21 protein-coding genes are annotated in these 23,763 nt (G+C 31.0%); 9 read left to right on the forward strand and 12 right to left on the reverse strand.

Translation table 11 applies throughout. From position 1 onward, the window contains the following. Positions 1-37: 37 nt before the first annotated feature. The 11 genes from CXF68_RS02240 to thiL form a co-directional block, all read right to left on the reverse strand. The gene (locus CXF68_RS02240) at positions 38-1,738 is read right to left on the reverse strand and encodes a tetratricopeptide repeat-containing sensor histidine kinase (protein WP_101042731.1); all 1,701 of its coding nucleotides are present in this window, start codon (positions 1,736-1,738) and stop codon (positions 38-40) included. Beyond that, positions 1,731-2,216, reverse strand: a complete 486-nt coding sequence (locus tag CXF68_RS02245) for a hypothetical protein (protein WP_101042732.1) — start codon at positions 2,214-2,216, stop codon at positions 1,731-1,733. Before CXF68_RS02245 ends, CXF68_RS02240 begins: the two co-directional genes overlap by 8 nt. Positions 2,217-2,585: 369 nt before the next feature. Next, positions 2,586-4,079, reverse strand: a complete 1,494-nt coding sequence (locus tag CXF68_RS02250; RefSeq protein ID WP_101047300.1) for a GH3 auxin-responsive promoter family protein — start codon at positions 4,077-4,079, stop codon at positions 2,586-2,588. A gap of 76 nt (positions 4,080-4,155) precedes the next feature. Further along, on the reverse strand, positions 4,156-5,019 hold the full coding sequence (locus tag CXF68_RS02255; protein ID WP_101042733.1) for a M23 family metallopeptidase: 864 nt from the start codon (positions 5,017-5,019) through the stop codon (positions 4,156-4,158). A gap of 189 nt (positions 5,020-5,208) precedes the next feature. Next, positions 5,209-5,793 (reverse strand): nicotinate (nicotinamide) nucleotide adenylyltransferase, encoded by a 585-nt coding sequence (gene nadD / locus CXF68_RS02260; protein ID WP_101042734.1) that lies wholly within the window; start codon positions 5,791-5,793, stop codon positions 5,209-5,211. Between the two features lie 40 nt (positions 5,794-5,833). Beyond that, the gene (gmk, locus tag CXF68_RS02265; RefSeq protein WP_101042735.1) at positions 5,834-6,418 is read right to left on the reverse strand and encodes a guanylate kinase; all 585 of its coding nucleotides are present in this window, start codon (positions 6,416-6,418) and stop codon (positions 5,834-5,836) included. Between the two features lies 1 nt (position 6,419). Beyond that, positions 6,420-7,286, reverse strand: coding sequence for a YicC/YloC family endoribonuclease (locus CXF68_RS02270; RefSeq protein ID WP_232771597.1), 867 nt, complete (start codon positions 7,284-7,286; stop codon positions 6,420-6,422). Between the two features lie 31 nt (positions 7,287-7,317). Further along, on the reverse strand, positions 7,318-8,214 hold the full coding sequence (locus CXF68_RS02275; RefSeq protein ID WP_101042737.1) for a DMT family transporter: 897 nt from the start codon (positions 8,212-8,214) through the stop codon (positions 7,318-7,320). Between the two features lie 160 nt (positions 8,215-8,374). Continuing rightward, the gene (gene lysM / locus CXF68_RS02280) at positions 8,375-8,845 is read right to left on the reverse strand and encodes a peptidoglycan-binding protein LysM (RefSeq protein WP_101042738.1); all 471 of its coding nucleotides are present in this window, start codon (positions 8,843-8,845) and stop codon (positions 8,375-8,377) included. Between the two features lie 92 nt (positions 8,846-8,937). Beyond that, entirely contained in the window at positions 8,938-9,750 is an 813-nt protein-coding gene (locus CXF68_RS02285) for a hypothetical protein (RefSeq protein ID WP_101042739.1), read from the reverse strand. Between the two features lie 111 nt (positions 9,751-9,861). Further along, a complete protein-coding gene (gene thiL / locus CXF68_RS02290) occupies positions 9,862-10,908 on the reverse strand; it encodes a thiamine-phosphate kinase (RefSeq protein ID WP_101042740.1) in 1,047 nt (348 codons plus the stop codon). 242 nt (positions 10,909-11,150) lie between these two features. Between thiL and CXF68_RS02295 the strand changes: the two genes are divergently transcribed. From CXF68_RS02295 to sufD, 9 genes are all read left to right on the forward strand, one after another. Then, entirely contained in the window at positions 11,151-12,704 is a 1,554-nt protein-coding gene (locus CXF68_RS02295) for a choice-of-anchor B family protein (RefSeq protein ID WP_101042741.1), read from the forward strand. Continuing rightward, entirely contained in the window at positions 12,705-14,033 is a 1,329-nt protein-coding gene (locus CXF68_RS02300; RefSeq protein ID WP_101042742.1) for a hypothetical protein, read from the forward strand. Positions 14,034-14,036: 3 nt separating this feature from the next. Beyond that, positions 14,037-14,810 (forward strand): MbnP family protein, encoded by a 774-nt coding sequence (locus tag CXF68_RS02305; protein WP_101042743.1) that lies wholly within the window; start codon positions 14,037-14,039, stop codon positions 14,808-14,810. A gap of 48 nt (positions 14,811-14,858) precedes the next feature. Continuing rightward, the gene (locus CXF68_RS02310; RefSeq protein ID WP_101047302.1) at positions 14,859-15,869 is read left to right on the forward strand and encodes a cytochrome-c peroxidase; all 1,011 of its coding nucleotides are present in this window, start codon (positions 14,859-14,861) and stop codon (positions 15,867-15,869) included. Positions 15,870-16,221: 352 nt separating this feature from the next. Continuing rightward, positions 16,222-16,551 carry an iron-sulfur cluster assembly accessory protein gene (locus CXF68_RS02315; RefSeq protein WP_101042744.1) on the forward strand — a complete coding sequence of 110 codons (330 nt, stop codon included), beginning with the start codon at positions 16,222-16,224 and terminating at the stop codon, positions 16,549-16,551. A 15-nt stretch (positions 16,552-16,566) separates the two neighbouring features. Beyond that, positions 16,567-18,015 (forward strand): Fe-S cluster assembly protein SufB, encoded by a 1,449-nt coding sequence (gene sufB, locus CXF68_RS02320; protein WP_101042745.1) that lies wholly within the window; start codon positions 16,567-16,569, stop codon positions 18,013-18,015. A 17-nt stretch (positions 18,016-18,032) separates the two neighbouring features. Then, complete coding sequence (locus tag CXF68_RS02325) at positions 18,033-18,872, forward strand: N-acyl homoserine lactonase family protein (protein ID WP_101042746.1); 840 nt, start codon at positions 18,033-18,035, stop codon at positions 18,870-18,872. Between the two features lie 45 nt (positions 18,873-18,917). Further along, positions 18,918-19,670 carry a Fe-S cluster assembly ATPase SufC gene (gene sufC / locus CXF68_RS02330; protein ID WP_028890038.1) on the forward strand — a complete coding sequence of 251 codons (753 nt, stop codon included), beginning with the start codon at positions 18,918-18,920 and terminating at the stop codon, positions 19,668-19,670. Between the two features lie 6 nt (positions 19,671-19,676). Further along, complete coding sequence (gene sufD / locus CXF68_RS02335) at positions 19,677-20,990, forward strand: Fe-S cluster assembly protein SufD (RefSeq protein ID WP_101042747.1); 1,314 nt, start codon at positions 19,677-19,679, stop codon at positions 20,988-20,990. Between the two features lie 83 nt (positions 20,991-21,073). Here the strand turns inward: sufD and CXF68_RS02340 are convergent, their stop codons facing one another. Beyond that, the gene (locus CXF68_RS02340; protein ID WP_101042748.1) at positions 21,074-23,590 is read right to left on the reverse strand and encodes a trypsin-like peptidase domain-containing protein; all 2,517 of its coding nucleotides are present in this window, start codon (positions 23,588-23,590) and stop codon (positions 21,074-21,076) included. Positions 23,591-23,763: the final 173 nt, after the last annotated feature.

Genomic DNA, 23,763 nt, shown 5'->3' on the forward strand with positions numbered 1-23,763 from the left:
TACGAGTGATTTTTATACCACTCGTATTATAATAAAGTTAAGCTAAAGGCAACAATATAACCGCAGTGGTACTTGTTCCTTCTTCGCTTTTAAAGAATAACGTTCCGTTGTTTTTCTTAATTAGTGTTTGACATAATAATAAACCTAATCCGATTCCTTTAGAACGATCTATCTTCTCGATAGATAAATCTTTTAAAGCATTAATTTTTTGAAGTTTTTCTTCAGATATTCCAATACCTGAATCTTTAATTTCAATACGCGCTTGAGTTTCTGAATGCTTTTCTGTTTTCACAGAGATACTTCCAGAACCATCCATGTACTTTATCGAATTATCAATTAAATTCCGAATCACGATTTTCAATGATTCTTTGTCAGTCAAAACAATAATCTCACTATCTAACTCACTAGTAATTGAAATAGCTTTTGCCTCCGCTAAATTTTCATAATCGAACAACACCTGTTCTATAACAGGTTGCAGTGCATGTTCTTCTTCAGAGAAATTTAACATATTACTTTGCTCTAACGACCAGTGCAATACATTATTTAATAAATGGCTCGTACTTTCGGTAACTGCAATAGCCGATTTCGTAGCTTCTTTAATTGCAGGCAAATCATTATTAGCAATATGTTTTGCCAGTTTTTGATGCTGCCTTTTTATACTATTTATAGGCGAGCGTAAATCGTGAGACACCACCGAAAATAAATAATTTTTAGTGTTATTAGCTACATTTAAAGCCTCTTTTTGCTCGGTAATAAGCCTATTTTTACTTTGTAATTTCCTATAAAAAAAAGCCAATCCTCCCAAGAATATTAACAAACCAGAAGCACCTAAAAGCAACCCTTTTTGAACTACTTTTTGACGCTTTATTTGCTCATCTTGCACAGCTATTTCTTGTTGTTTTTGCGCAACTGCTATTTTTTTATCTTTCTCCGTCAGCTGCCAAATACGATCCCTACTCCAAATAGAGTCTTTCCATTTTACGTACTCATCAAAATACCCTACACTCTCTTTGTAACGCTTCCTATTACGCTCAACAATTGCCATGTTTTTTGAGGTATTATGCTTTAATTCTATATTAGAATAGATTTTAGCCAAATCATACGCTTCTTTAAATAAAAGAATAGCTTTATCGTCTATATATTGATTATAATAAACACTAGCTAAATCAGTTTTATAACTAATTAATTCTAATGTATCTTTTTTATCTATAAGAGATAATTCCTTATTAAAATAATTTTCAGAATTATGATACTTTTTTAGCAAAACATAACATAAAGCAAAGTTATGATACCCTGCTTTTTTCGTTATTAAATTAGATTTATCTATTTCTAACTCCCATTTTTTATAATATTCTATTGCTAAGTGATACTTTTTTAATTCTATATAAATTTTCCCAAGCTTGAAGTTTTTTAAATGATTAAATCCACTTTTCTTAGAAATTGAATTAAAATTATCTAATGCTTTTCTATATATTTTTTTCTTTATAGCAGAACTCCCTTGAATATAATTTAATAGGTCTTTTTCTACTCTACTATTTTTTTTAATGGAAACATTACTTGAATATAAATAACACGAATCATAAGCTTTCTTTAAATAAAAACCATAGGCTTTTTTAAACTCTAAATTTTTATTTTTGTTAAAAACACTATCTGCTTTGAACTCTATAATATTTCCTTTTATTTGAGAAAACATTATTCCATTAAAGAAAATAAAGAAAATAAATATTTTTTTATTCATTATCTCTTGTCGTAACTACAGTTCCTCTATCTGTATCAGGATCATCATTACGTTCTTGCACTAAAATAGCTTCAGCATTTCCCGCACTACCATCTACTGAATACACAAATTGTGTGTGGTATATATTAAATTCAGTAGCATCTTCCTGAGCGTCAAATTCAAACCAAAAAGTTCTACAATTCACTTTACCTTGATTAATAGCTGTATTTACTTCTTGTAATCCTTTATAAGCTAAATATAAATATCCTGCTCCATTATCTAAAGACACTACTTCATTTGGATCAGAAGGATTATCAGCATTTAAACTAATTGGTACATGACTTACTATATTTACCGTATAAGTATTTCCAGTAGGCGTTGTTTTATAAATATTTGCTAATGGAGCTCCTTTAGAAACTTCACTTAAAGGAACTTTAGGTCCATTTATTTTATTACAAAAATTTACAGTAATTGTTACTCCATTAATCGTTGTACTCATGTTGTTTATTTATTGGTTAGGGTTTAAATCTACAATAAAAAATGAATCTAACTAAACTCTTATGTTAGAAAAATAATAAAAAAAGCATTTTATTATTCAATTTACTACATACATAAATGTCAGTTCACTATACTACAGTTGATTAATATATTTACAACTTGAAACTAACATTAAACAGATTGCTTCGTGCCTCGCAATGACGAGTTCTTAAATGTGACTCCTTTATACCCAGTAATAACAAACATACTCGTCATTACAAGGAAGAATGACGAAGTAAGCTCTTTGCAGCATTAAAACAAACATTAAAGAGATTGCTTCGTGCCTCGCAATGACTTTGTTATAAATCATTACTCTACCTTGTGGTGATACTTACACTAAAAAACTTTGCAATACATCAGCAATCTTACGATTGTCTGATAACTGTGGAATTTTATTTTGTCCACCAAACTTGCCTATCGATTTCATATACTCATGAAAGCCTCCTTTTTTAACGCTTCTAATTATTAACGGTTGTAATATTTTACCTGCAATTAAATCGAAATAGTATACATTTTGGCTTTGCATAGACGCATCTATTTTAGCTGCTAATTCCTCTAAGTTATCTGGTTCGTTTTCAAACTCTATAAACCATTCATGGTAGGGCAATCCACTTGCTGGGTTTACCTGTGGAGCTACTGTAAATTCACTTACATTTATAGCTGTTCCTACAATAGCATCATTTAATGCTTTTTCCACTTCCTTACCAATAACATGTTCGCCAAAGGCTGAAATAAAATGTTTTATACGCCCTGTTACTTTTATCCTGTAGGGTTTTAATGAGGTAAACTCTACCGTATCGCCAATATTATAGCCCCAAAGACCTGCAGAAGTATTTAAAATAATTGCATAATTAACACCTAATTCTACATCTTTTAAAGAAATACGTGTTGGGTTTTCATCAAAGAATTCTGTTGCAGGAATAAACTCATAAAAAATACCTGAGTTTAATTGCAATAGCATTCCTTTTTCGGTTTGCGAATCTTGATAGGCGATAAACCCTTCAGAAGCGGGATACAACTCAACATAATCAATTTTCTTACCTATTAAAGTTTCAAACTTATTTTTATACGGTTCGAAATTCACACCTCCGTATACAAAGAAGTTAAAATTCGGAAAAATCTCTGAAATTGTTTTTCCTGTTTTGTCTATCAACTTTTCAAAATACATTTGCACCCAAGACGGAATTCCGCTAATTACAGACATATCTTCATTAATAGTTTCTTCAACTACCTTATTCACCTTGGTATCCCAATCTTCAATACAATTCGTTTCCCAACTTGGCAAACGGTTTTTTAATAAGTAGTTTGGTACATAATGTGCAGCAATACCACTTAATCGTCCTAATTTTACGCCGTTCACCTCTTCTAAAACAGGGCTTCCTTGTAAAAAAATCATTTTTCCGTTTACAAAACTAGCATCATTTGTTTCTGCCACATAAAATAACAACGCGTTACGTGCTGCTTTTATATGCGTTGGCATAGATTCTTTGGTTATCGGAATATATTTTGCTCCTGAAGTAGTTCCTGAAGTTTTCGCAAAATACAAAGGTTTCCCTTTCCATAACACATTCTCTTCACCTGCAACCATTCTATCTACATAGGTACGCAATCCTTCGTAATCGTTTACAGGTACGCGTTTTTTAAAGTCTTCGTAATTATTTATAGATATAAAATCGTGATCTTTTCCGAAAGCTGTTTTACAGCCTTCAGTTACCAAATACTGAAATACTTTTTTTTGTGTTTCATGAGGCTTATTTGCCCATTTATAAACTCTTTTTCGTACTTGTTTAGCAAAGGGAATTGCCAATTTAGATTTGATACTCATTTTAAAATATTTAGATGTAAGAAACGACATCACTTTGCAAAAAGCAAATAATGTGCTATACTTTATTCTCTTTTAATTACTGAAAATCTATATAATCTGTCGGATTTACTGGAAATCCGTTATTCCATAATTCGAAATGTAAATGTGCGCCTGTAGTTAGTTCTCCTGTTGAGCCCACACTTGCAATGGCTTCACCCGATTTTACAACATCACCTTGTTGTTTTAATAAGCTTCCGTTATGTTTATATACCGAAATAAACTCATTGGGGTGCTGTATTGTTATTACATAACCTGTTTCGGCTGTCCACTCTGCCAAAATTACTGTTCCGTCAGCAATCGCTTTTACAGGAGTTCCTGTTTTTGCAACAATATCGAGCGCGTAGTGTTTATCATTCATATTAAACGCTTGCGATACAGTACCGGTTAATGGCGAAAAAAACACAATTTTGGCTCTACCTGCTGCTCCTTCAGATAAAGGAAAACGATCTTTACCTTCAATTTTAGCTCTAAATAATGAATCTTGTTTAGATGCTTGTAATTTACCTTCATTAAAAGTAAGGTTTTGAGCTTCTATTTTTATCGAGTCTATTTTTTCAGATCTTATCTCTCCTGTTAAAACTGGCCTTAATGCTTTTGTATAACGCTCTATAACCGCTAATCGAGTTTTTAACGAATCAGCTTCATACACTAATCGAGTAGCTTTCTTTTTTAATGATGTAGAAGCATACCCTGGTATGTATTCTCTTAACCCTGTAAATGCAATTAATAATGATGTTAATGCAATTAACACTACCGAAAATACGCCTCCAAAAACAAATACATTTAAACGCGATAACTTTAAAGAAAACTTTTCTTGAAAAGTATCTTCATTTAAAATTACCAATCGATATTTATCAATAAGTTTTTGCTTAAGCTTTCGCTTTTTATGAGTTTTAGCCACGTTAATACAGGTTTGGGATTCAAATATACAACGAAAAAACTTCGAAACTATTTTTTATACAAATTACACTTTGTGTTAAATAACTAGCTTTCTAGTTTAGAAAATTATTTTTCAGCCATAAAAAGCACTATCTACTTTTATATCAACTAAATATATTTTAAACAAAAAAACACCTACTAATAAGTGTTTTTATTTTTTATAGAAATTCATAGTATCTATATACTCCCAAACTTTAGTAGGCAATAAAGGCTTAATATTCTTCTGAGCCTTAATACCACTACGAATCATAGTTGATGATATTTGTACTACTGGTGCAGCTACCGTGTGAATTTTAGCATGTTCTTTAAATTGATTTTCTACAATTCCTTCTGAAATTCTCGGGTACACATACACATTATAATCGTCTAAAATAGCCTCATAATTACGCCATTTATGGAAGCTCTTTAAATTGTCTTCTCCCATAATTAAGTTAAAACTATAATCTGGGTATTTTTCTGATATGTGTGCTAATGTATTTATGGTATAATTAGGCTGTGGTAAATTAAATTCTATATCAGATGGTTTTATTTTTTCGTATTCTTTGGTTGCTAAATACACCATTTCTAAACGATGATGGTTATCTAACAAAGAGCTTTTCTTTTTAAATGGATTGTGTGGGGTAACAACCATCCAAATTTCATCTAAATCAGAATTTTCAACCATGTGGTTGGCTATAATTAAATGCCCAATATGAATAGGGTTAAAAGTTCCGAAATACAATCCAATATTTTTCATAAACCTTTTAAAATAACTGTTTTTATTCTTGAGTTATCGTTTAATTTAAACCTAAATAATTAGCGACCAAATCTTCTGCTTCTTGTAAAGCAACGGCTAAATCATAATTTTTTATAATTTTATCAAACTGAGGTGCCGTAGCTAATTCTACTGATGCTTTAGCAATACGCATGTTTATTTTATCTTCGCTCTCTGTACTTCTTTTCTTTAAACGAATTTTAAGTTCATCGATACTTGGTGGCTTTACAAAAACAGCTAATGTTTCTGTAGGAAATTTCTTTTTTATACGTAAACCTCCAGCTACATCGATATCAAAAATAACATGTTTCCCTAAAGCCCAAATACGTTCAACTTCGGTTTTTAAAGTTCCGTAAAAATTATCTCGATATACTTCTTCCCATTCTAAAAACTCATCAGCTTTAATTTTACTTTTAAAATCTTTTGTAGAAATAAAATAATAGTCTTCTCCATTAACTTCAACATTTCTAGCTTCTCTTGAGGCCGCAGATATTGAAAACTCTAAATTAAATCTTTCTTGTTTTAATAAGTGACGAACAATTGTTGTTTTTCCTGATCCTGATGGTGCTGAAAACACAAACAATTTTCCTTTAAAATCTTTAGCCATCTTATAAAACGTTTAAAATTTGTTCTTTAATTTTTTCTAACTCGTCTTTCATCTGAATTACTATCTTTTGCATTGGCGCAAAATTAGCTTTAGATCCAGTGGTATTTACCTCTCTACCTATTTCTTGAACTATAAATCCTAATTTTTTTCCATTAGAATCTTCAGTTGCTAATTGTTCTAAAAAGTATATTAAGTGATTTTCTAAACGAACTTTTTCTTCGTTTATATCTAACTTTTCTAAATAGTAAATTAATTCTTGTTCGAAACGATTTTCATCAATTTCAATTTTTAAGTCTGTTAAAGCTTTTTGTAAACGAACTTTTACATTATCTATTCGATCTCCGTCTAACTTCTTAACTTCTTCTAATGCTGACTGAATATTTGCTATTCTTAATTTAAAATCATCTTCTAATGATTTAGCTTCGTCAATTCTATATGTAATAATTTCTTTTAAAGCTTCGTCGATATGAGTATCAATCTGAGCCCATTCAGTTTCATCTAATTCTTCACGTTCAGTTTTTAATGCATCTGGCATTTTTATTGCCATTTTCAACAATTCTACATCATTATCAGACCCCGTAAACAATGTGTTTTTTAATTGCTGAATGTATTCTAGTACAACATTTTTATTAACTTTTGTTGAAGTTTCTTCTGCTGTCATTTCTATCCAAATAGAAAAGTCAATCTTTCCTCTTACCAAATTACTAGCTAGTTTTTTTCTAACGGCTAATTCTTTTTCTTTATAATAAGATGGAACTCTTGTATTTAAATCTAAATTTTTACTGTTAAGCGACTTAATTTCAATGGTTACTTTCTTAGAAGGCAAATGTAATACGGATTTTCCATAACCCGTCATAGACTGTATCATATCGTCAATTTAATGAAGCGCAAAGATACATTTATTTATTTTTACTAACCACTTGTTTTGTAACCAAAAAGACACCTAAAAAGATTAAAAGTGTTGCTATTATTTTTACTGTATTTAAAGTATCGCTTCCTACAATTAAAGCATAAATTGATGCGATAACCGGCTGTAAATAAATAAAAACACTAACTGTCGTTGGTTTTAATTTTGACAATGCAAACAGGTTAAATAAATAAGTTAAACAGGTTGTAAACAAAACAACAAACCCTACTTTTAAATATATTGAGGTTGGCATTAAATACCATTGAACTTCAGTAAGCTCTAAAAAACCAAAAGGAAGTACAAATAACAACCCAAATAAATACAACCATTTTACAAATACTATTGGGTTGTATTTTGCTATTAGTTTTTTTACTTGAACTAAATACATTGCGTATGATGCTGCATTAATAAAAACTAAAAAATTCCCTAACATCATATTTTTAGCATCTGCATCAGATGAACTACCGTAAACTATTAAAATAATTGCACCTATTAAACCGATAATGATTCCTATTATTTTTCGTAATACTAATCGTTCTTTTAAAAGTACGCTTGCAAATATTAAAACCAATATTGGTGCTGTAACCATCATTACTGAAGCACTAATTGGCGTAGTATAACTCAATCCTTTAAAAAAAGTAAGCATATTTAATCCTACCCCAAAGAATGCAGCCATTATAATTTTTTTATAATCTGATTTTTCTATTCGTTTTGCATTTACAAAAAGTCCTAATAACCAAAAAATAATCGCAGCTCCGCCTACACGAAGCACTATAAAAGCAAATGGTTTAATATACATTGGCATTACCTCTTTTGCTACCGTAAAGGTAACTCCGTAAATAAGTGTCGCAATAGATACTGCTATTAATGCCAGCGTTCTTTGATTCATTTTACTTTTATATTTAAAAATGCAAAGATGAAAAATATTATGCTCCTTTTTTAACTAAATAAGCGTTTAAAACACATGAATAAATACTGTTAAATTTTACTCATAAAAAAAGCACTGCTAATGCAGTGCTATATACTTTTATTGTAACAATCGGTTATGATTAATCCATTAAAGGTGGTACTCTTAATAATTGACCAGGATAAATTTTATCAGGATGTGATAACATTGGCTTGTTTGCTTCAAAAATTATAGTATACTTCATTGCATCACCATAAAATTCTTTAGCAATTTTACCTAAAGTATCACCGCTTACTACCGAATGAAATTGAGCCATTGCTGCAACTTCAATTACTTCTACCTCAGCAACAGTCATATTATCTTCTACAGATGCAATACCTTCTGTATTACCCACAACTAAAACAACTTTTTCTTTCGTTGCTAAATCTGAAGCTTCACCTGCAACAGTTGCTTTATCATCATCAATTGATACTGATAAATTTTCAACAGTTAATTCTAAACTATTTACAGCATCCACTAATTTTGCAGATTTTGCTGTAGCTTCTTCTTCAGTTGTTTTTCCGATACCAAATACTTTGGCTCCAGCATTTTTAATAAATGAAAAAATTCCCATTCTTTTTTGATTTTTTTAATTAATAATTTACGCTCTATTAGACCAAGATACAATTTTTATACCATTTTTTATTATTCTATAAAATGATTTTTTTAAAACGTTATTTCAAACCCAACAATTGGTGCAGAAATATTTTCTCCTGCTATTTGATGATGATGGTACCCCATAAAAAAAGATTTATTTTTAAAATGATATTTTAATTGCGATTTAAAAACACCTATATCACTCTTATTAACAAAACTTTCTTTCCATGATATATGAATACTAATTGGTTTAAAGGGATATATCTCTGCACCCAAACCATAAGTAAATCCTGATTTATTAACCTCGTTACCTACATGCGTGATACCTAAACCCCACCAAAGCGAAATGTTTTTTTCTCGTACTCTATGGTAATTTACCATTATAGAAGTAATATCTAAAGCATCATTATTTGTTCTATTCTTCTCTGAAAAATGAATATAAGAAGCATCTATTCCAATAATAGGTATTGGCTTATAAGTTGCATTAAGTTCAATTCCTCTAATTGTATTAAATAAATAGTTTGCGCCTAATTTTACACCTTGCTTCCTTCCTGTATCTGATAACTCAGCGGCATACTCACCTTCATTATCATAAAAATAAGGATACGGATTTAAGTCTCGCTCTTCAGCCTCACCTATTGCAATACCAGCAGTACCCCAAAACAATGTTTTCGCTATAAAAGAATAAAAGCCTAAATCATCAGGTAGGCTGGAATGACTCGTTGATTTTGAGTTTGAGGAAGATGAACTTTTTACAACTCGTTTACCCGAAGCGGTTGTTTTGGTTGAATTTTGATTTATATTTTGCTTCGCCTTCTTTAATTTCCCTTGAGAAAAGGAAACAAATGGAATTAACAACAATAGTAATAATACTTTTTTCATCGTAATTTTAGTTTAGCTACAAACATCAAGCTTTATGCCTAAAATTTTAGGCATAAAAAAAATCACACTTTAAAAAGTGTGATTTTTTTTATGCATTATAGTATTATAAACTTATTCTTTAAGAGAATTCCATCCTTGCGCTTTTAATTCAATTTCTTGATTTGCTCGAGTAACTAAGTTAAATCCCTGATTTTCTTCTACTATATGACCAATAATTGAAAAATTAGGATTGGCCTTTATCTTGTCAAACTCTGCAATAGGCACAGTAAATAGCAATTCATAATCTTCACCACCACTTAAAGCAATCATTGTACTATCCATTTTAAACTCTTCAGAAGCAGAAATTACTTGCGGATCTAACGGTAATTTATCTTCATAAATCTTACACCCTACTTTACTTTGCGTACAAATGTGCATAATTTCAGATGATAATCCATCAGAAATATCAATCATCGATGTAGGTTTTACCGCTATTTCTTTTAATAATTCATAAATATCTTTTCTAGCTTCGGGTTTTAATTGACGCTCAATTAAATAGGTATAATTGTCTAAGTCTGGTTGATTTTTAGGATTCACCTGAAATACTTGCTTCTCTCTTTCTAAAACTTGTAAACCAAGGTAAGCACCACCTAAATCTCCTGAAACAACTATTAAATCAGTAGCCTTTGCTCCATCTCTATATACAATATCTTCTTTTTTTGCAGTTCCTATTGCTGTAACAGAAATTAACATCCCTTTGGTAGACGATGTTGTATCCCCTCCAATTAAATCTACATTGTAAGTATCACACGCCAACTGAATACCAGCATACAACTCTTCTAAAGCCTCTAAAGAAAATCTATTTGAAACAGCTATTGACACTGTAATTTGCTCAGCAACTCCATTCATTGCATACACATCTGATAAATTTACCATTACAGCTTTATAACCTAAATGCTTTAAAGGCATATAACTTAAATCGAAATGCACACCTTCTACTAATAAATCAGTAGTTACTAATAACTCTTTATCTGACGGACTAATAACTGCAGCATCATCTCCAACACCTTTACTCGTTGACGAATTATATATTTTAAAATGCTTTGTTAAGTGGTTAATTAATCCAAACTCTCCCAGTTCAGCTAATGATGTTCTTTCTTGGTTTTTATCTTCTAACATCTTGCAAAGATAATAACAAGTACTTAAATAAGATAAATCTTCAACTCCTTTTAAAATAAATCTAAGATTTAAAATATTTCACCATTAAAGTTGTTCTTTATTTTAAGCGAACAAGTAATTCTAATAAAATTGTACTCGCAATTATTTTAACCATAAAACTAATCGAATTAACAGATTTTATCAAAATGAACAACTAGTTCCTTAATTAATTTTTAACTTTAGCTTTTTCAAAACTAATCATTATGAGTAATCACATTAAATCAATCATTTATCTTACTTTAATTTTATCGATATTTTCTTGTACTTCTACTATAAAAATAGACGACGATAAAGATGATGATAAAATAATTAATACTACTGATAACTGTCCAGACGTCGCTAATGAAGACCAATTAGATACCGACAATGACGGAATAGGTAATGCTTGTGATGATGATGATGATAATGATGGTATAAAAGATATTGATGATAATTGCCCGTTAATTGCGAACCCCGATCAATTAGACACTGATAATGATGGAAAAGGTAATGTATGTGACAATAATGACCCAGATAACGATTCAGATGGAATAACAAACGCTATAGACAACTGTCCTGACTTTGCAAACCCTGATCAGAAAGACAGTGATAATGACGGAAAAGGTGATGCATGTGACGATACTCCTATAGGGAATAAAGTTCCTTGTATTTCTGGTAAAGCAGGAATATATCCTTGTAATAATTACGACTTACTTTTACACATACCTCTAAGTACTTTTGGTGCTACTGAAGGAAATGATTCTTGGGGATGGACAGACGCTACAACCAATAAAGAATACGCAATAATGGGGGTAGAAAACGGAACTGTTTTTGTTGATATAAGCGACACTAATAACCCTACATATCTTGGTAAATTACCTACAGCAACGGTAAACAGTTCTTGGCACGATGTAAAAGTTTATAAAGATCATGCTTTTATTGTAAGCGAAGCGAGTAACCACGGAATGCAAGTTTTTGATTTAACAAAATTGAGAAATGTAGCGAACCCTCCAGAAACTTTTACTGCTGATGCACATTTTACAGAGTTTGGACGTGCTCATAATATCGTAATTAATGAAGATTCTGGTTATGCATACCCAGTAGGAACTAAATTAAACGGAACACCTTTAAACAATGGAGGCCCTTTATTTATTAATATACAAGACCCTAAAAACCCAATAAAAGAAGGGGAATGGGCAACCGACAATTATAGCCACGATGCACAAGTTGTTATTTATAATGGCCCTGATTCTGATTACACAGGTAAAGAAATTTTAATAGGTAGTAATGAAAATGAAGTTGTTATTGTAGACATTAGCGATAAATCGAATCCAAAAAACATCTCTAAAATATCGTACGCAAACGTTGGTTACACGCACCAAGGTTGGTTTACAAATGATAAAAAATATTTTATTTTAGGTGATGAATTAGATGAACAAAATTTTGGAAACAAGACAAGAAATATAATTTTTGATTTTACAGATTTAGACAACCCTGTTGAGCATTTTTCTTACACTGGCCCAACAGCAGCTATAGATCATAACGGATATATAAAAGATAATACTTTTTATTTAGCGAACTACACAGCAGGTGTTCGTTTTATCGACATTAGTGCTATTGAAAGTAAAACAATAACAGAAACGGGCTATTTTGACACTTATATAAATAATGATGCCGCAAACTTTAATGGCGTTTGGAATGTATACCCTTATTTTAATAGCGGTAAAATTGTAGTAAGTGATATTAATAGTGGTTTATTTATTTTACAAAAGCAATAAATGTTTAAAAAAATCTCAACTCTTTTAGTCATAATATTCACAATAATTAGCTGTAATAATGATGTTGATCAATTACCAAACGTTGTTAAAAATCCAACACTAGATTTTGTAAAAACTTTAGGAGGAACAAAAAATGAAGTAGCTAGAAGTGTTGTTCAAACTTCTGATAACGGATATGTAGTTTTAGGATTTACCCAAAGTATTGATGGTGATGTTTCAACAACAAAAACGAATGTACAATATGATTATTGGGTTTTAAAGTTTGATAAAAACGATAAATTACTATGGCAAAAAACATATGGTGGTTCTAAAGACGAAAAGGCATATCAAATAATTAAAACTAACGATAATGGCTTTGCTATTATTGGCTACAACAAAAGTAACGATGGCGATTTAAGCGCTAACAAAGGCTTTGAAGATATTTGGATACTAAAACTAAATAGTAATGGTGATATTCTTTGGAAAACAAATACTGGTTTTTCTGGCACAGATAAAGGTTTTAGTATTATTCAAACAAATGATAATGGTTTTTTTGTTGGAAGTCTTTTAGATGTAACCGCCTCTGGTGGATTAGGAAATGCCCGTTCTGCTGCTAGACGACACGCTGGAGGTGATTATTGGGGAATTAAACTAAACTCATCAGGAAATATTGAATGGCGAAAATATTTTGGAGGCACAAATACAGAAACTTGTTACGGGGTTACCGAAACTTCTGATGGCTATTTAATGATTGGCGCATCAGATAGTGTTGATGTTGACATAAAAAACAACAAAGGTTCTTATGATTTTTGGATTGTTAAAATTGATAAATCAGGAACACTTCTTTGGGAAAAATCTTTTGGAGGAAGTGAGATTGACGAAGCCAGAGCAATTACACCCACCAATGATGGAAACTTCATTATTATTGGAGATACCCGTAGTGAAGACAAAGATGTTTTAAAAAACAATGGTGGCGCAGACCTTTGGATTATAAAAATAAATACTAACGGAGATTTAATTTGGGAAAAAAATTATGGTGGCTCTAGTTTTGATGTAGGACGATCAGTTCATAAAACATTAGATGGTGGCTTTCTTATTTCAGGGAGTTCAAGAAGTTCTGATAATGGATTAACCAATAAAGGTCAAAACGATGCTTGGATTCTTAAAATAGACAACAACGGAAATCAACAGTGGCAACAAACAGTTGGAGGTACAGAAATCGATTTTTGTTATGATGCTATTGAATTGGCAAACGGAACGATTATTGCGGTTGGAGAAAGCAGCAGTAACAATCAAGAAATAACAGTAAACAAAGGTTTTTCAGACCTATTAATTATCAAATTAAAATAAAAAATGAAACAATATTTAATTCTTTTCTTAATAAGCCTTACTTTCTTTTCATGTAGTTCTGATAACGACGAACTAATTAAAGAAGTTTCTGCAAAAATAAAATTCTCTCAAAATTGGGATAGTACCACAATTGAAAAATCAGATTTAAGCAATACCAAATTCACTAATAAACTAGGAACGAAACTTACAATTGAAAAATTACGTTATTTAGTATCTAAAATAACATTGACTAATGGCTCTAATGAGGCAACTGTTTTTGATGGTTACAAATTAATTGACTTAAGTGATAGTGAAAGCTTAATACACAATTCAACATTAAAAATATCTGAAGGAACCTATAATTTATCAATGACTTTTGGTTTTAATAATGATGATAATTATAAAGTAGGAGGTTATCAAGATTTAAATTCAGCATCTTGGAATGTACCAGACATGTTGGGTGGAGGCTACCATTACATGCAAATGGAAGGTAAGTTTCTTAATAAAATTATCGAACAACAAGGTTTTGCTTACCATGCTATTAGAGCCGTAGATAAAACTGATCCTGCAAGCCTAAAGTTTGAAGACACTTTTTTTACAGTAGATTTAGGGGTGATTTCTATTAAAAACAATGCAACTATTGAGATTAAAATGAATGTTGCTGAATGGTTTAAAAATCCAAATGAATGGGATTTAAATGAGTTAAATTCTATGCTAATGCCAAATTTTGAAGCTCAAAAATTAATGTCTGCAAACGGTAAAAGTGGTGTTTTTAGCTTAGGTCCAGTTACTCAATAAATTTACATGATAAAAAAAAGCACATATATATTATTTTTACTTCTTTTAATGAACTGCTCATCAAAAGATGCAGAAGATATATACGTGCCAATACCTGCTTCTTTAAAAATACCTATCCTTTTTCAACAGAAATTAATTGCCCCTGTTATTCCCACAAACAATACTTTAACTGAAGAAGGAATTACACTTGGTAAAAGATTGTTTTTTGATAAAATATTATCTAAAGACAATACACAATCATGTGCCACTTGTCACGACCCCAAAAAAGCATTTACCGATAACGATCGATTTAGTGATGGTGTTGATGGTAAACTTGGTACTCGTAACTCAATGCCTTTATTTAATTTAGCTTGGAATTTCGATGAGCGATTTACTTGGGATGGCAAAGAACTAAGTCTAGAAAGACAAGCTTTAGAGCCTGTTAGAAACCTTATTGAGATGCATAGTAAATGGGTTAATGTTGCTCAAAAAATTAAAGAACACCCTGAATATCCTACTCTTTTTAAAGAGGCTTTTGGCAGTGTAAAAATCGATTCTACTTTAATTACTAAAGCGCTCGCTCAGTTCGAGAGAACATTAATATCAGGGAATTCAAAATTTGATAGGCACCTATTAGGAACAACACAATTAAGCCCTGAAGAACAGAATGGTTTTGATGTTTTTATGGATGAAACTCGCGGAGATTGTTTTCATTGCCACGGAAGTAACAACAACCCATTATGGACAGATAACAAATTTCATAACAATGGTTTAGACGCTATATTAACAGACTTAGGTTTAGGTAAAGTTACTGGAGACCCAAATGACAATGGAAAATTTAAAACTCCATCAATTCGTAATTTAAAGTTTACAGCACCTTACATGCACGACGGTCGTTTTAATACGCTAGATGAAGTAATTGATCATTATTCAACAGGTTTAAAATCTTCCCCTACAATAGACCCTTTAATGAAAAAAGTAAAACAAGGAGGTGTAAACATTTCTAATAAAGACAAAGCAGACTTAAAAGCTTTTTTACTTTCTCTTTCTGACAACGACTTTGTTAATAGCTTTAATTAATTCAAATTATTTTGAAGAGCAAATAATACTTTTCTTAGAAATTTCATTCCGTATTTCACATCTTAATTTATCTACATCTTCTTTAGTATCATATTTTACTTTTAACTTAAAATAAGCTGCATTTGTTTACTCTTTTATATTTTTTTTGAGCGGATAAAGAAAATAAATTTGTTAAAATAAAAGTTACGAATAATTATTTTGTCATTGTAAAATTTAATGATGGTCGTTGTTATTTTTCATAATAATTAAATAAAAACCATAAATGCGAAAAAGTTTATTGGTAAAAAAACTGATAAAAATCATATATTGTAATTATCTTTGCAAATCATTTAGATTTAATCTATTTAAAATTATGATAAAAGTTTCAGACACAGCAAAAAAGAAGGTCGTTGAATTAATGACAGACGACGGATTTGATGCTACAAACGATTTTGTTCGAGTAGGTGTTAAAAGCGGTGGTTGTTCAGGCTTATCATACGACTTAACCTTTGATAAAAGCACTCAAGAGAACGACAAGGTTTTCGAAGAGAATAATATAAAAATTGTTGTAGACAAAAAAAGTTTTTTATATCTAGTAGGAACGACCTTAGAGTATTCTGGAGGATTAAATGGAAAAGGATTTGTATTTAATAACCCTAATGCAAACCGCACATGTGGTTGCGGAGAAAGTTTTTCTTTATAATATTATAACTCTATTATGAGCAAATATACCGAAGACGATTTAAGAGAAGAGTTAAAAACCAAAGAATATGAATATGGTTTTTATACAGACATAGAAAGTGAAACCTTTGCAAAAGGGTTAAATGAAGATGTGGTTCGTGCTATTTCTAAAAAGAAAAACGAACCAGAATGGATGACTGAATGGCGTATAGAGGCATTTAGAGTTTGGGAAAAAATGGAAGAGCCAGAATGGGCTAATGTTCATTATGAAAAACCAAAATTTCAAGACATTGCATACTATTCTGCGCCAAAAGAAAAACCAAAATTAAATAGTTTAGATGAAGTTGATCCAGAATTGTTGGACACTTTTAAAAGATTAGGTATTTCTTTAGATGAGCAAAAGAAATTAGCCAATGTAGCTGTTGATATTGTAATGGACTCTGTTTCTGTTGCAACAACATTCAAAGAAACATTAGGTAAAAAAGGTATTATTTTTATGCCTATTTCTGAAGCAATTCAAGAACATCCTGAATTAGTAAGAAAATATTTAGGTACTGTTGTACCAACTACCGATAATTTTTATGCAGCATTAAATTCTGCAGTATTTTCTGACGGATCATTCTGTTACATTCCTAAAGGTGTTCGTTGCCCGATGGAGTTATCAACATACTTTAGAATTAATGAAGGTGGAACTGGTCAATTCGAAAGAACTTTAGTTGTTGCTGACAAAGGAAGTTACGTTTCGTATTTAGAAGGTTGTACAGCACCAAGTAGAGATGAGAATCAATTACACGCAGCTGTGGTTGAATTAATCGCTTTAGATGATTCAGAAATCAAATATTCTACAGTTCAAAACTGGTACCCTGGAAACAAAGAAGGGAAAGGTGGTGTTTACAATTTTGTAACTAAAAGAGCTATCTGTGAAACCAATGCAAAAGTATCTTGGACACAGGTTGAAACAGGATCTGCTGTAACTTGGAAATATCCAAGTTGTATCTTAAAAGGAAACAATTCAGTTGGTGAATTTTATTCAATTGCTGTAACGAACAACTATCAGCAAGCAGATACAGGAACTAAAATGATTCACTTAGGAAAAAACACTAAGTCAACCATTATCTCTAAAGGAATATCAGCAGGAAAATCACAAAACAGTTATAGAGGCCTAGTTCAAATTGGACCACGTGCAGAAAATGCTCGTAATTTCTCTCAATGTGATTCTTTATTGATGGGTAATGAATGTGGAGCACACACGTTTCCATACATTGAAACTAAAAATAAATCGGCACAAATAGAGCACGAAGCAACAACAAGTAAAATTGGTGAGGATCAATTATTTTATTGTAATCAACGTGGAATTGATACTGAAAAAGCAATTGCTTTAATTGTTAACGGGTTTAGTAAAGAGGTACTAAACAAATTACCAATGGAGTTTGCTGTAGAAGCTCAAAAGTTATTAGAAATATCTTTAGAAGGTTCTGTAGGATAATCAATAAAAGTTAACAAATGAAAAATGTATTTTTATTATTTTTAGGTTTAGCAATTATAGGTTGTAAAAACACAGAAAAAAAAGAAGAGAAAAAGGTTGAGAAAAAAGCAAAAGTAGCTTTACATCAATTAGTAGGTGGATCTATTCTGGTTAAAAAATTAGAAGTTTTTTCTCAAGATACAACTTACACAGGGCAAACAAAGCAATTTACGGATGCTTATTATGTAATTTCTCACCCAAAAGGGAATTTAATGTGGGATGCTGGTTTACCTGAAAACTTAGTAGTTTCTGAACCTTTTCATGAACCAAGTGGTGTTTTTGTAGTGCAAAGACCTGATTCATTAGCAAACCAATTAAAAACTATTGGATTTAAAATTGAAGATTTTAAATATTTTGCAATGTCTCATTCTCATTTCGATCACACAGGGCATGCTAATTATATGAAAGAGGCTACATGGTTAGTGCAAGAAAATGAATACAATGCTGTGGCTTCTGACACGTTAAAAACTAAAAACCCTGCTGTTAGCGCACTTAAAAATGTAAAAAAACTAAATGGTGATTATGATGTTTTTGGAGACGGAACAGTTGTTATAAAATACATGCCAGGACATACAGTTGGTCATCAAGTATTATATCTAGATTTAGGTTTAGAAAAACCAATTTTATTAACTGGTGATTTATATCATTTTGAAGAGAACAGAAAAAATAAAGGAGTTCCTTCATTTAATTATGATGTAAAACAAACATTAGAAAGCATGGATAAATTTGAAACTTTTGCAAAAGAAAAAAATGCAGAGGTAATTATTCAACACTCTCCAAAGAGCTTTCAAAGACTAGAAGAAATATTAAAAAATTAAAACCACGCTTATAGCCAAAAGCTAAAAGCAAATAGCATATCAAGAATGTTAAAAATAGAAAACTTACACGCTAATATAGAAGATAAATCAATCTTAAAAGGATTGAATTTAGAAGTTAAAGCCGGTGAAATTCACGCAATAATGGGACCGAATGGTGCTGGAAAAAGTACTTTAGCCAATGTTATCGCAGGGAAAGAAGAATACGAAGTTACTGATGGTTTAATAGAGTTAAATGGAGAGGATATTAGCGAACTAGCTCCTGAAGAGAGAGCACATAATGGTGTGTTTTTATCATTTCAATACCCTGTAGAAATCCCTGGAGTTTCTGTAACCAACTTTATTAAAACTGCAATTAACGAAAATCGTAAAGCAAAAGGTTTAGAAGACATGCCTGCAAAAGACATGTTAAAAATGATTCGTGAGAAATCTGAATTATTAGAAATAGACCGTAAGTTTTTATCTCGTTCTTTAAACCAAGGTTTTTCTGGTGGTGAAAAGAAACGTAATGAGATTTTTCAGATGGCAATGTTAGAGCCTAAATTAGCAATTTTAGATGAAACAGATTCTGGTTTAGATATTGATGCTTTACGTATTGTAGCTAATGGTGTAAACAAATTAAAATCTAAAGACAATGCGGTAATTGTAATTACACACTACCAACGTTTGTTAGATTATATAGTTCCTGATTTTGTACACGTATTATACGATGGTAAAATTGTAAAGTCAGGAGATGCTTCTTTAGCTTTAGAGTTAGAAGCTAAAGGATATGATTGGATTAAAGAAGAAGTTAATTCTTAAGAAGCAATGGAATTAAAAGAAAAACTAACCGCATCATACGTCGCCTTTGAAAATGGCGTAGACGTTAATTCTGATGTGCACGATATTAGAACTAAAGCGTTACAAAATTTTGAAGAACTAGGTTTTCCTACTAAGAAATTAGAAGCATGGAAATACACTTCTTTAAAATCTGTACTAAAACAAGATTATAGTATTTTTCCAAATTCGGAAGCTGCTATAGACTTAGCTGATGTAAAGAAGTATTTTATCCACGATATTGATACTTATAAGATTGTATTTATCGACGGAAAATATAGTTCTTTCTTGTCTGATACAACACATGACACTGTAGATGTTTGTTTAATGTCTTCGGCATTAGCAAAGCCAAAATACAAAGCTATTATTGAAAATTATTTCAATAAAATTGCTAAACAAGACAATTTAACTTCGCTAAATACTGCATTTGCAAACGAAGGAGCATACATATACATTCCTAAAAATGTAGAGGTTGAAAAACCTATACAAATTATTAGTTTTACTACTGGTTCTGAGGATGCTATTATGACGCAACCTCGTAATTTAATTGTTGCCGAACAAAACTCACATGTTCAAATTATTGAACGTCATCAGAGTTTAACTTCTAACCCTGTTTTAACAAATTCAGTAACCGAAGTTTTTGCAGCAAAAGATGCAACGGTAGATATTTATAAGATTCAAAATGATCATGAAAATGCTTCTTTGGTAGATAATTGTTACATAGAGCAAAAATCAAGTAGCATCGTTTCTGTTCACACTTTTTCTTTCGGAGGAAACATTACACGTAATAACTTAAACTTTTATCAAAGAGGAGAGCATATCGATTCAATTTTAAAAGGGATTACAATTACCGAAGGAAAACAACATGTAGATCATCATACGTTGGTACATCATATTGAGCCAAACTGTGAATCTCATCAAGATTATAAAGGAATTTATGATGATCGCTCTACAGCTGTTTTTAACGGTAAAGTTGTTGTTGAAAAAGAAGCTCAGAAAACAAATGCTTATCAACAAAACAATAATGTTTTAATAAGTGACAAAGCTACCATTAATGCAAAACCTCAATTAGAAATTTTTGCTGATGATGTAAAATGTTCTCACGGTTGTACTATCGGACAACTAGATGAAGATGCTTTATTTTACATGCAACAACGTGGAATTCCAAAGAAAGAAGCAAAAGCACTATTAATGTATGCATTTGCAAATACGGTCTTAGAAAGCGTAAAAATACCAGAAGTAAAGAAACGTATTAATAAATTAATAGCTAATAAACTTGGTGTTAATATTGGTTTTGACCTATAATATTAATTTCTATAAATAAATAAAACCCCTTCTTGAAAATAATTCAAGAAGGGGTTTTTATTTATATAAATTTTAAGTTAAACCTACTCTATAATAAATCGTTTACTTGATGTAGTAAATTCATTTTTAATTCTTAGTATGTATATACCAGAATTAACGTTATCAACATTAATAGCAGTATTCTCAGTAATACTACCATTTTTAACAACTTGACCTAACATATTTATAATAGTGTATGAAGCTCCTGACAGATTTCTCTTAGGGCCTAAAACTCTTAATAGAGTTCCTTTTTTAAGTGGACTTGGAGCTATTTTAATAGAAGTAAATAAACTTTCATCTTCATCTCCTAAAACATCTATTCTTGAAGTAAGTGATTCAGTTAAAGCGATAGTATTACCACAAGACCCTTCATATATTTTAATATTTGAAAAAGTAGAATTATTTCCTGATCCACTATCATTATCATTAACAAATACTAACCTATCCATACTCCCTGTATATGAACTTCCTATAGGAATTATATACGTTTTGTTACCACTCGCATAATTATCAAAATTAGTAACACCATAGTTTTGTGTACCATGAACTTTAAAGTATCTACTTGATGTTAAGTTATTATCATCTTCAAAACCAATTCCATGAATTTCACCTTCTGAAGTACTACTGAATTCAAATTCAATTACTGTAGATGATGTAACAGTATAGTTAAGTGGAATATATTTCCATGTATTATTGGTTAATACTAATGTTTTTCCATCAGAGCTTACTGAAGAATTACCTGATGAATCTTGATTTGAAAATCCAGTAATAGTGAAATCATTTAAATTTAATGCTGCACATATAGGATCAGGAACAGTTCCTCCTGAAGACAATGATACGTTATCAATAGCAATATCACTAGACCAGCCAGAACCTGTAGTTCCTACAAACCTTAATATAACTTTAGATTCTCCTATATATGAATTCAAATTAACAGATGCATCATTCCATTGATTACCTTTATTACCTGAATCATTCCATACATTAGTCCAGGCTGTTCCATTAGTAGATACCTCTAATTTTAACGTTCCAACATTAGTACCAAACATATGATTATTAAAGGAAAAAGTAGCCGAAGATAATGCTGAAAGATTAAAACAAGGACTTTGTAAAATTGCCGTTGCGTTTGATCCTATTTGACCTGTACTACTATTTGATGAAGCTTCTAAAAACATGTAATAAGAACCATTAGAACCTGAACTTGGTCCTGTTCCTGAAGATGGAGTTCCAGATGCATCCCTTGTCCAGTTACCATCATCACCTGTTACTTGAGTCCAAGCATCACTTGATTCAAAGCTTTCAGAGTAAGGAAAAGAACTAACTGTTGAACTACAAGTAGGGTCTGGATCTGGATTACCGCCTCCATTATCAACACCATCATTTGGCATAGCGCTTCCAATAGAACTTATTATATTATCAGATCTACCATTAGACCCATTAGGACAACCACCAGTATTATGTATTCCTATTACTAAATTAGAATTATAATCTAAAACAGGTGAACCTGAACTTCCTCCCTCTGTATCAGCAAAATAAGTCACTTGCCTTCCTGAACCACTAGAACTTGATGAAACTCTTGAAAATCCACCAGCACTTGGGTCTGTATCTGTCTTAACAGAAATTTCTTTTCTTCTTCCACCAGGGTGTTGTGGAATGTAAATTCTATCTCCTACAGAAGTAGCTACAGAACTTAAACTAAGATATCCATATGTATTGGTAGGGTTAACAGGTAACTTTACCAATGTATAATCTAAGCTAGAACTAGTTTTTATAAATGTAGATGATGAAGCAACAACGTCACTCGTTGCGTTAGTACTACCTGTACAATTTTCATATTGATAATTGAAGATAAAATCGGTATTCTGAGCATCAGAAGCCGATCCTATACAATGATTATTTGTCATTAGATTTCCCTCGCTACCAAGTAACCATCCAGTACATAATGAGCTTCCTCCTATTAACAATCTACAAACAGCCTTGGCTTTTTCATACATTTCTGTTCCTTTGTAACAAGCAATTCGTTCCTTATTATCAACTGAACAGATAGACCTATTAAGATCCGTATTATCCATAACTATTCTCATCATTTTCTTTTCACTATATCCATAAGCTACTTTTGAGATTTCGAAACCATGGTGCTTACCTGATTTACCAAAAGAATATAACTTAAGGTCTATTTTCTCCTCAAATAATACTTTTGACCAAAAATTGCTGATCATTGTATTTTCACTATCAATGATTTTTCCTTGTTCACCATAAATTAGAACCTCATCTTTATTGCTACCTGTAATTTCAATGTAATCACCTGGAGCAAGGTCAAAGCTTTCAAAATATAATTTGATGTAGGACGCATTTTTGGAATAAAATTCTTTCTGGTAAACTAATTCAGCTTTTTGTTGCTGTTTTCGAGAGAGACTTCTCTTAAACTTTTGATAAGTTTTCGTTACTTTGATATCAGAGTCAAACTCATCACCAATTTTAATTTTTTTCTGAGCACTTAAATTTATTGCACAGAGGGAAATAGCAGTGATAAACACTGCATTTAGAAAATAATTTTTCATTTTGAAGGGTGTATTTAATTAATAAATTTTAGCTAAGTTACTAAAAATCAACACACAATTAAACTAAAAAATTAAAATTATTATTTTACATCGAATAAATTTTAGCATATTTGTAAATAAATAAAATAGCGAATAATAATTTTTACTTATTATTACTGTAATGTTTTAAAAAG

It is taken from the genome of Tenacibaculum sp. Bg11-29, assembly GCF_002836595.1.
Classification (GTDB): domain Bacteria; phylum Bacteroidota; class Bacteroidia; order Flavobacteriales; family Flavobacteriaceae; genus Polaribacter.